Origin of the sequence: Bradyrhizobium sp. STM 3566 (assembly GCF_045571445.1) — a bacterium.
Lineage (GTDB): Bacteria > Pseudomonadota > Alphaproteobacteria > Rhizobiales > Xanthobacteraceae > Bradyrhizobium > Bradyrhizobium vignae.
Window position 1 is genome coordinate 260,022 of record NZ_CP120693.1, and the last position, 10,121, is coordinate 270,142.

6 protein-coding genes and 3 pseudogenes are annotated in these 10,121 nt (G+C 61.5%); 1 reads left to right on the top strand and 8 read right to left on the bottom strand.

The genetic code is table 11. The features are described from left to right. Positions 1 to 46 precede the first annotated feature (46 nt). From P6U27_RS38460 to P6U27_RS38480, 5 genes are all read right to left on the bottom strand, one after another. Positions 47 to 1,939: a TRAP transporter large permease subunit gene (locus P6U27_RS38460; RefSeq protein WP_407123344.1), complete on the bottom strand. Its 1,893-nt coding sequence runs from the start codon at positions 1,937 to 1,939 to the stop codon at positions 47 to 49. After that, entirely contained in the window at positions 1,936 to 2,961 is a 1,026-nt protein-coding gene (locus tag P6U27_RS38465) for a TRAP transporter substrate-binding protein (protein WP_407194638.1), read from the bottom strand. The genes P6U27_RS38460 and P6U27_RS38465 overlap by 4 nt, the downstream gene beginning before the upstream one ends. A gap of 179 nt (positions 2,962 to 3,140) precedes the next feature. After that, positions 3,141 to 4,151, bottom strand: a complete 1,011-nt coding sequence (locus tag P6U27_RS38470; protein ID WP_407123342.1) for a transketolase family protein — start codon at positions 4,149 to 4,151, stop codon at positions 3,141 to 3,143. Beyond that, positions 4,148 to 4,999, bottom strand: a complete 852-nt coding sequence (locus tag P6U27_RS38475) for a transketolase (RefSeq protein ID WP_407194639.1) — start codon at positions 4,997 to 4,999, stop codon at positions 4,148 to 4,150. The genes P6U27_RS38470 and P6U27_RS38475 overlap by 4 nt, the downstream gene beginning before the upstream one ends. Positions 5,000 to 5,020: 21 nt before the next feature. Further along, the gene (locus P6U27_RS38480; RefSeq protein ID WP_407123340.1) at positions 5,021 to 5,770 is read right to left on the bottom strand and encodes an SDR family NAD(P)-dependent oxidoreductase; all 750 of its coding nucleotides are present in this window, start codon (positions 5,768 to 5,770) and stop codon (positions 5,021 to 5,023) included. Positions 5,771 to 5,880: 110 nt separating this feature from the next. On the opposite strand from P6U27_RS38480, the gene P6U27_RS38485 reads away from it, so the two are divergent. Beyond that, on the top strand, positions 5,881 to 6,774 hold the full coding sequence (locus P6U27_RS38485) for a LysR substrate-binding domain-containing protein (RefSeq protein WP_407194640.1): 894 nt from the start codon (positions 5,881 to 5,883) through the stop codon (positions 6,772 to 6,774). Positions 6,775 to 6,918: 144 nt separating this feature from the next. On the opposite strand, the pseudogene P6U27_RS38490 reads toward P6U27_RS38485, so the two are convergent. The 3 pseudogenes from P6U27_RS38490 to acs form a co-directional block, all read right to left on the bottom strand. Then, positions 6,919 to 7,145 (bottom strand): annotated as a pseudogene (locus P6U27_RS38490) (hypothetical protein); the annotation flags it as partial. A gap of 112 nt (positions 7,146 to 7,257) precedes the next feature. Then, a pseudogene (locus P6U27_RS38495) lies at positions 7,258 to 7,827 on the bottom strand (adenylate kinase). A gap of 84 nt (positions 7,828 to 7,911) precedes the next feature. Beyond that, a pseudogene (gene acs, locus P6U27_RS38500) lies at positions 7,912 to 9,386 on the bottom strand (acetate--CoA ligase); the annotation flags it as partial. Positions 9,387 to 10,121 lie beyond the last annotated feature (735 nt).

Here is a 10,121-nt window from a genome sequence, read left to right on the forward strand (position 1 = left end):
GCAGGGCCGAGGCGCGAGTGGGCTCCGGAGGATTGTCGCCTATTCATTAAATATAACCTATCGATAGCCAGGGCACGGCGGCGACGACAAGTGTTCCAATCAGAAGCGCGATCATGTAGCCGACGATGGGCTTCATGCCCTCATCCGGGTTGATGCGGCTGATGGCACAGGCTGCGTAGTAACCGACCCCGAATGGCGGCGCGAACAGACCGATGCCCATGGCGAGGACGACCACCATTGCGTAGTGGACATCGTGCACCCCGACCTGCCGCGCGATCGGGAACAGCAGCGGGCCAAACAGAACGATGGCCGGAATACCTTCCAAGACGCTGCCCAGGATTACGAACGTCGCGATCGTGACAGCCAGGAAGACGGGGACGCCGCCGGGAAGGCTAGTCATGAACTTGGCAAGAGAGGCAGAAAATCCCGACTGGGTCAGCGCCCAGGCCATCCCGGTGGCGGCGCCAATGATGAGCAGGATTGCTCCCGACAGCGAAGCCGTTTCGACCAACATCGGATAGATGCGGCGCCAGTCGAACTGGCGGTAGATGAAGAGGCCCGCGCAGGTCGAATATAGGATGCCAATCGTCGAAACCTCCGTTGCGGTCGCGACGCCCTCGACGACAGCCGTCCGGATCACGAATGGCAGGGCGAGGGCCGGCATCGCGATGACGAAGGCGCGGCCGATCTCCCGCCCTGTCGCTCTTCTGACGTGAGACAGGTCCTCGCGGCGGTATCGCCCCCACACTACGGCCGCGAGCATGACTGCGAGCACCACACCCGGAAGCAACCCGCCGGTGAACAGCGCTGAGATCGACACACCTGTCACCGAGCCAATCGTAATCAGGACGAGTGAGGGTGGGATTGTTTCGGTCTGGGCGCCGGTCGCGGCCAGGAGCGCCACGAGATCGCCCGGCTTGGCCCCGCGCTGCCGCATCTCGGGAAATAATACCGGAGCTACCGCCGCCATATCCGCAGCCTTGGAGCCCGAGATGCCCGAGACCAGATACATCGCTCCCACCAGCACATAGTGCAGTCCGCCCCGAACGTGGCCGAGCAGGCTAGCCAGGAAGCTGACCATTGCGCGCGCCATTCCCGTCATTTCGATCAGCAGACCGAGAAAGACGAACAGCGGCACGGCGAGCAGGATCAAGTGGCTCATGCCTTCGTCCATGCGCCCGATCATCACCACGTCGGGCGTGCTGGTTGTCAGGGCGAGATAGCCGACGGTAGCAAGGCCGAATGCGAACGCGATCGGTACGGCCGCAAAGACCATCGCGCCGACCACGAAGACGAAGAAGATCAAAAGGTTCAGATTGCCGAGCGGCTTCAAGACCGGCCCCAGCAGAACGAAAGTCCCGATAATGCCGGCGACGATCGCCAGGGAACCCAGCAAGCTGCGCAGGCTCGCGATTCGAATAAGCCGGAGGACCGCTGCGATCAGCATCAGCGCGATCCCGATTGGCAAGGCCGCCGCACGCCAACTGTTGACGATCTCGAGTGCCGGCGTCGTGACGAATGCCTCGTCGGCGGCGAACTCATAGGCCGGCCAGACGACGAGGACGAGGAACGCCAGCGATGCCGCGGCCGCGACGACATCCAGGAATGCACGAGCTTCCATACTGAGAACGCCGACGACCGCGGTCATCCGCATGTGCTCGCCGCGCTGGAACGCAATCACCGATCCGAGCATCGCAAGCCATAGGAAGAGAATGCCGGCGAGTTCGTCGGACCAGACGATCGGCGAGCGGAATACGTATCTGCCCACGATCGCCGCGGACAACACCGCGATCTCCGCCAGCACGAGCAGTGCCGCCGGGACGGCGACGACATGGCCGAGCACGGTGTTCGCCGTCACCACCCAGCTCCGCGAGGCCGCTTGAGACTTGCCGGCCGCCGCACCGGCATCGACATGCGGCGTATGACTCATGCTGGTCATGATAGCTGGCCCGCGGCTTTTTCGAGCTGCGACCATGCCTCCTCGCCAAACTTGCCCTTCCAGTCGGCATAAAAGCTAGTTTTGGACAAGGCCTGGCGGAAGGCGGCACGATCGACGTCGATGAATTTGAGGCCCTTGGCCGCGAGATCGGTGCGCAGGGACTGGCTGAGCTTGGCGATGTCGGCGCGCTGATCAAGGGCAGAGCGGTCGAGCTCGCGTGTCACGATCTCCTGCACGTCCTTGGGCAGGCGCTCGAAGGCCCGCTTGTTGCCGAGGATCCAGTAGCCGTCCCAGACATGTCCGGTCAGACTGCACGTGCTCTGCACTTCATAGAGACGCGCGGTTGCGATGATCGGCAACGGATTCTCCTGGCCGTCGACGACCTTGGTCTGCAACGCGGAATAGACCTCGTTGAAATTGATCGGCGTCGGCCCGGCGCCGAGCGCCTTGAAAAGCGAGGTCAGCAGCGGCGCGGGCGGAACGCGGATCTGGAAATTCTTCAGATCATCCGGCGCCCGCACCTCGCGACCCGACGACGTCACCTGGCGGAAGCCGTTGTCCCAGGCCTTCGAGACCGCCATGATCGGCGTCTTCGCAATCTGCGCCCGAATGTAAGTGCCGAGATCGCCGTCCATCGCCTTCCACACGCTGCCGTACTCGGCAAAAGCGAAGCCCGTGTTCACGATGCCGGCGCTAGGCACCAGGGTGGCAAGGATCGAAGAGGATTGATTGAAGAACTCGACGCCGCCGCTGCGGACTTGCGTCATGAGCTCGGTGTCGGAGCCGAGCTGGTTGGCTGGAAACAACCTGATTTCCAACCGGCCGCTGGTCGCTTCCTTGATGCGGTCGATCGCTTCCTGCGCCCGGATATTCACCGGATGCGTCGGATCCTGTCCTGTCGCGAACTTGTACACGAACTCTGCGGCGGATGCCGGGCGGGTCAGAATCCCGCAGAGAGGTACGGCCGTAGCCGCCATCAAGAGCGAACGGCGGCTGATGCTTCCGGGCTTCGAAACAGTCATGTTTTCCTCCTGATCCTGTATTAACGTTGTGCCGGCTGCATGAGCCGCTGCTGGTTTTCAGCTGTCCGGGCTCTTCGACCGCCCGCGTTTGCGCAACAGCCATCGCTCGTCCGCCGCAACATGCAGCGGTCGCAACTTTTCACTCGGATTTGGCCTGACTGGTGCTTAGTGCCTGTGCGCTAAAGCCACTGCTTGATCTGCCTTGCGACTTCGGCAGTGGAAATGCCGTAGCGGTCGTGCAGTGTCGGAAGTGCGCCGGCGTCAAGAAATTCGTCCGGCAATCCAATCTGGCGGAAAGGCGGATGGACGCCTGAACGCATCAGGAGTGCGGCGACCGCCTCGCCGAGACCGCCAATCATCGTGTGGTTTTCGGCAACGACGGCCAGGCGGCCTGACTTGCCGGCTTCACGCAATATCGTCTCGGCGTCGAGCGGCTTGATGGTCGGAACGTGGAGTACCGCAGCATCGACACAGTCGTTCTTCAGAGTTTGCAATGCCTCGAGCGCACGCATGGTCATGATGCCGGATGAGATGATCAGAACGTCCTTCCCGTCACGGATCAGCTTGGCTTTGCCAAGCTCGAACTTGTAGTCGTACTCGTCCAGCACCACCGGCACCTGACCACGCAGAAGGCGCATGTAGACGGGCCCCTCATGCGCCGCGATCGCAGGCACCAGCTGCTCGATTTCATGCGCATCGCATGGGTCGATGACAGTCATGTTCGGCATGGCGCGAAAGAGCGCGAGATCCTCCGCGGCTTGATGGCTCGGGCCATAGCCAGAGGTCAGGCCGGGCAATGCGCACACGATCTTCACGTTGCGGTCTTCCTCCGCAATCGTCTGATGTATGAAATCGTAGGCACGGCGGGATGCGAACACGGCGTAAGTGGTCGCGAACGGCATGAAACCTTCGGCAGCAAGGCCTGAAGCGGCGCCGAACAGAAGCTGCTCCGCCATGCCCATCTGGTAATAGCGGTCCGGAAATTCCTTCGCAAAGATGTGCAGGTCGGTGTATTTGCCGAGATCGGCCGTCATGCCGACCACATCGGGACGGCTGCGCGCGAGCTCGACCAGCGCATGGCCAAACGGCGCTGGCTTCGTTTTCTGTCCCTCGGCCGCGATCGAGGCGATCATGGCTGAGGTGGTCAGGCGCGGCTTGCCCGGCAGGGGCGCTGATCTGACGGTCTTCATGCCTGCCTCCCGGCTTCCAGCGCGGCCAGCGCGAGCTGCCATTCGTGCTGCTCGACGCGGATGAAATGGTTCTTTTCGCGCTGCTCGAGGAAGGGAACGCCCTTGCCCATCAGCGTGTCGGCGATGATCATCCGCGGCTTGGGCTCAGGATGGGACTTGGCGGCATCGAATGCGGCAATCACGGCATGGAGATCGTTGCCGTCGATCCGCTGCACGAACCAGCCGAAGGCCTCAAGCTTGTCGACCAGCGGTTCGAACGCCATCACCTGCGTCGACGGGCCGTCCGCCTGCTGGTTATTGACATCGACAATGCCGATCAGATTGTCGAGCTTGTAGTGGCCCGCCGACTGGATGGCTTCCCAGACGGAGCCTTCGTCCAACTCGCCGTCCGAGAACAGCGTATAAACTCGCGCGTCGGATTTCTTGCGCTTGAGGCCGAGGCCCATGCCGACAGCGATGCTGAGCCCAAGCCCGAGCGAGCCGCCCGAGATTTCCATTCCCGGCGTATAGGAGGCCATGCCCGACATCGGCAGACGGCTTTCATCGCTGCCATAGGTTTCGAGTTCTTCCTCGGGGACGATTCCTGCCTCGATCAAAGCCGCATAGAGCGCAATGGCATAATGCCCGTTGGAGAGCAGAAAGCGGTCCCGCCCCTCCCATGATGGATCTTCAGGACGGTAGCGCATCGCGTGAAAGTAAGCCACGGCGAGAACGTCAGAGATGTCCAGCGCCTGTGCGATATAGCCCTGGCCCTGAACCTCCCCCATGCGCAACGCATTGCGTCGAACGTTGTAGGCCCGATCCGCGAGCGTCGGCGTATTAGTTAGCGTCTTGGTAGAGGTTTCCATCGATCTGGACCTTGTTCCGCCTCAGTGGATCAGCATGCCGCCATTGACGTCGATCACGGCGCCAGTGACGTAGGCGGAGAGATCCGAAGCCAGGAAAGTGTAGATGCCGGCGACATCTTCTGCCGTGCCGAGACGATTGAGCGGAATGCCTTCCAGGATTTTCGCCCTCATTTCGTCCGTCAGCTTCCCGGCGGTGATATCGGTGCCGATCAGACCGGGCGTGACGCAATTGACGCGGATGCCGTCGGGGCCGAACTCGCGCGCCATCGCCTTGGCGAGACCCAGCACGCCTGCCTTCGCAGCCGAATAGTGCGGTCCTCCAAAGATTCCGCCGCCGCGCTGAGCCGAGACGGACGACATACACGCGATTGATCCAGACTTCCGTGCACGCATATGCGGGATCACGGCCTGGGAGAGGAAAAGAACCCCTTTCAGATTGACGTCCTGAATGCGATCCCAGTCGGCCGCCGAAATCTCCAAAAGCTTGACGGGCTGGGTGATGCCGGCATTGTTGATCAAGATGTCAATGCCGCCGAATGCTTCCACTACGCGAGCGACCGCCCGCTCGCATGATGACTTGTCAGCGACGTCGCACGGCAGCCCGATATGCTCTGTACCAAGAGTGCTCGCTGCACCCGCTGCAGCTGCAGCATCGATATCGAGAATGGCAACCCGCGCGCCCTCGGTAGCGAACCGGCGCGCCGTGGCAAGCCCGATGCCGCGGGGCGAGGCTGCGCCCGAAATGATAGCCGTCTTACCGCTGAGCAGCATCAGTTCCCTCCACTCCTTGTTTTTCCTTGGCAAGGCTAGGAATGCACCGCGGACGGGCAACAGACAAACGCACAGTTGTCACGGATGGATGAATCTGGTTCACTTATGGGATGCTGTCAAACGTCCCGATATCGGCAATTCGCGCCTTTGAAGCTGCTGCTCGCACAGGATCGTTTCGCGATGCGGCGAATGAGCTTCACCTGACACCGAGTGCGGTCAGTCATGCCATCCGCAAGCTGGAGGACACGCTTCGGACGGTATTGTTTGAGCGGAGCGCGCGATCCGTACGGCTCACGCCGGCCGGCGAAAACCTGATGCGCCATACCGGAGCGGCGTTCGATCAGCTCCGCCGCGGTCTCGAGGAAGTCGCCGCGCGCGGGCCGCAATTGGTGCGCGTCCATTCCGCGCCGAGCTTTGCCGCGCAATGGCTTGCCCCGCGACTTGCACAGTTTCTCGCCGCTTATCCGAAGCTCGAAGTCCGCCTAGCTGCGAGCACGGATTACGCTCGCTTCAGCAACGATGATTTTGATATCGACATTGTTTACGGTCCGCCGCGCGCGGAGGGTGTGGAGGTTGTTCCGCTCCCGGAGGAGACGGTCACCCCGCTCTGCTCGCCTACCCTCGCGAAATCGATCAGGAAGCCTGCCGATCTCCTCGATCAGACGCTGATCCGCTCTGACGTGAAGCAGGTTCAGTGGCACCAATGGTTCACTGCGAACGGATTGGAAGCACCTGCGCTCCACGGCATGAGGTTCGATCGCAGCTTTCTCGCGATCGCGACGGCTGCAGAGGGATTGGGAGTGGCGCTGGAATCAACGCTTCTTGCTGAACGCGAGCTGGCGAACGGACGATTGGTCGCTCCTTTGGCAGGGCGCGCAAACGACATCCGCTACGTCGGTCACCGTCTAATCTACCCGCGCGCCAGTCGACAGAGATCTGCGGTACGAGCCTTTGCAGATTGGGTCATTGCGCAGCTTGAGGATAACACGCGTTCCGCGGAATGAGCGCATGCCTTGTTCAAGCGTTGCAAACGGAAATAAAACCATAGCGAGCAGCTGAATCGTCCCGTTTGCCGTATAAGCTACGGCAGTGGATCCGACAGTCTTGAACGGGCTCCGCCGGATCGATGCCAGGACGGGCCTCTATGACACGGCTCGCCCCTTCGCAGTGATCTCCCAGCTACCGTTTTCACGCTCGACCAGACCATGCGAAAAGATGTCAAGGTCCGGAACGCGCGCAGCCAACCGCTTGGTATGATCGGACCACTCTCGACCGCTATCGCCAGGATCGCCATGTCGCGTTTGAGATAGGCCATCGCGGCAAGTCCGTCCGGGTTGCTCACCAGGATCTTCGGCACCGTCACCTGGAAATTCACCCCGCTCCCGTCCGCCGTCAACACCAGATGGTCGGCGCCTGTGAGAGAGCTCCGCGCCCGACCTGCTTGAACTTATCCGGAGATTTGTCGCCCCGGGTTGCGGCAACTTCGCTCACTCAATTACTCGAACAAGCGCCGCCGTAACATGATCAACTGGCTGCGACGCGTCGACCGTTCTGAGCAATCCCTTGGCAGCGTAATAGTCGGTCAGCAGCCTGATCTCGTTCGCGTACGCTGTCAGACGCGCGCTGAGCGCCTCATCATTGTCGTCGGCCCGCACCGCCTTCCCACTTTCGCGGGCCTGCATGGCTCGTCCCAGGATCCGATCCAGCAAGTGCTTCTCGCAGACCTTCAACTCGAGGACGTGGCTCAATTCCTGACCCTTTAGGAGATGGTCAAGACTTTCAGCTTGGGCACCGTGCGCGGAAATCCGTCCAGGACGAAACCACGCTGCGCGTCAGGCTTTGTAATGCGCTCGGCGATCAGCCGGACCACGAGACCATCCGGGACGAGGTCGCCGCTCCATGATCTCCGCCACGTGTCGCCCGATCGCGGTTCCCTCAGATACGGCTGCGCGCAGCATGTCACCAGTGGAGAGCTGTGGGATCCCGAGTGTTTGAGACAGCCTGCCCGCCTGCGTTCCCTTACCGGCGCCAGGTGGTCCTAGGACAACAAGCCTCATCATTCCTCCGTCAAGTCGGCTTCGAATGGCTGCGCGGGTCAGTGGCGCATGCCGGATCACAATCGCACCGATGTTCGTCGCCGATTAAGCCGGCCCGCTCTTCCTGTTCTGCCGGTTCTTGACGAGATCGTCGACGACAGCGGGATCGGCGAGCGTCGAGGTATCGCCGAGGCTGCCCGGCTCGTCTTCGGCGATCTTGCGCAAGATGCGGCGCATGATCTTGCCGGAGCGGGTTTTCGGCAGGCCCGGCGCGAACTGGATCAGGTCGGGCGAGGCGATCGGGCCTATGTCCTTGCGCACCCAGGCGACGAGCTCCTTGCGCAACGCTTCGCTCGCCCCTGGCCCTGCATCAAAGTGACATAGGCGTAGATGCCCTGACCCTTGATGTCGTGCGGGAAGCCGACGGCGGCCGCTTCCGACACCTTCTCATGTGCCACCAGCGCGCTCTCGACTTCGGCGGTGCCCATGCGGTGGCCGGAGACGTTGATGACGTCGTCGACGCGGCCGGTGATCCAGTAATAGCCGTCGGCGTCGCGCCGGCAGCCGTTGCCGGTGAAGTACTTGCCCTTGTAGGTCGAGAAATAGGTCTGCTCGAAACGGGCGTGGTCGCCATAGACCGTGCGCATCTGGCCCGGCCAGGATTTGGCGATGCACAGATTGCCTTCGGTCGCGCCGTCCAGCGTCTTGCCCTCGGCATCGACGATCTCGGGGACCACGCCGAAGAACGGCCGCGTCGCCGAGCCCGGCTTGAGCTTGGTCGCGCCGGGCAAGGGCGTGATCAGGATGCCGCCGGTCTCGGTCTGCCACCAGGTGTCGACAATGGGGCATCGCCCCTCGCCGACGACGCGGTGATACCATTCCTAGGCTTCGGGATTGATGGGCTCGCCGACCGAGCCGAGCAGGCGCAAGCTTGCGCGCGATGTCTTTCTTCACGGGCTCGTCGCCCGACTGCATCAGCGCGCGGATCGCGGTCGGCGCGGTGTAGAAGATGTTGACCTTGTGCTTGTCGATGACGTTCCAGAAGCGGGAGTTATCCGGGTAGTTCGGCACGCCCTCGAACATCAGCGTGGTCGCGCCTTCGCCAGCGGCCCGTAGAAAATATAGCTGTGGCCGGTGACCCAGCCGACATCGGCGGTGCACCAGTAGATGTCGCCGTCGTGATAATCGAAGACGTATTGATGCGTCATCGAGGCGAACACGAGATAGCCGCCCGTCGCATGCACAACTCCCTTGGGAGCGCCGGTCGAGCCCGAGGTGTAGAGGATGAACAGCGGGTCCTCCGCCTTCATCTCCGCGGGCAGGCAATGCGCGGACGCCTTGGCTGTCTCCTCGTGATACCAGACGTCGCGGCCGGCGTTCCACGCAACGTTTCCGCCGGTGCGCTTGACGACGATCAGCGACTTGACGGCGTCGCCGGACTTTTCGATGGCTTCGTCCACATTGGACTTCAATGCAACTTTGCGACCGCCGCGCAGTCCCTCATCCGCCGTGATGACGACCTTCGACCCGCAGCCTTCGATACGGCCCGCAAGCGAGTCCGGCGAGAAGCCGCCGAAGACGCATGCAACGCTGGTGTAGCGATCTCGACCATAAGGCGCCTCGAGGGATTAGGCGGACCGATTTGTGCACACTTCGATACGGTCGAAAAAATCCGCAAGGCATTTGAGAGCGCCGGCATTGTGAGTTCATGAGCGAGCCTGGACCTGGTGTGTGTCTACGGCCGTCGCAAGCGCACGCTCGAACTGACTCATGTAACTCTAGTTAATGCAAAGTAGTATCTAGAATACAAATTCTTGTATCCATGTTTCTTTTCTAACTCTTCGCAGAGTTTTAAAGAATAGCTCTGCCCCAGCGAGTTGATACGTGAACTGAATTGCTCTCCAATCCAATTGCTTCAACAAACAACCACGTAGCGTTGGCGGACCTACCGACCACGCGGTCATAGAGGGGATGGAAATACATGAACGCAAAATACAAAGTCGGTAGTCGCAGGCTTGCTGAAGGCTTCGGCAATCACGAGCAGTTCGCATGCACATGAATTCGGAGATCCCGGAGCAGTGGGAGCTGCCGCAGCGGCACCTCCGCCAGGTTTGTACGGCTTTACGCAACTGCTGACCTACCAATCGAAGCTGGGTGGTCCGGGTGCGCCCAATATTGGCGGCGCGCAGACGGGCTTAAAGGCCGACCTTGCCGCGCAGGGCTTCCTGTACGTGGCTGGATGACGTTTCTTGGCGCAACGTACGATGCCGTCGCCGTTATTCCGTTCTTATCGGAAAGCGTTGGAAGCCCATTCA

Coding starts and splice junctions, on each gene's coding strand:
- P6U27_RS38475 (WP_407194639.1), bottom strand. CDS start 4,999: ATGGAAACCTCTACCAAGACGCTAACTAATACGCCGACGCTCGCGGAT.
- P6U27_RS38480 (WP_407123340.1), bottom strand. CDS start 5,770: ATGCTGCTCAGCGGTAAGACGGCTATCATTTCGGGCGCAGCCTCGCCC.
- P6U27_RS38465 (WP_407194638.1), bottom strand. CDS start 2,961: ATGACTGTTTCGAAGCCCGGAAGCATCAGCCGCCGTTCGCTCTTGATG.
- P6U27_RS38485 (WP_407194640.1), top strand. CDS start 5,881: ATGCTGTCAAACGTCCCGATATCGGCAATTCGCGCCTTTGAAGCTGCT.
- P6U27_RS38460 (WP_407123344.1), bottom strand. CDS start 1,939: ATGACCAGCATGAGTCATACGCCGCATGTCGATGCCGGTGCGGCGGCC.
- P6U27_RS38470 (WP_407123342.1), bottom strand. CDS start 4,151: ATGAAGACCGTCAGATCAGCGCCCCTGCCGGGCAAGCCGCGCCTGACC.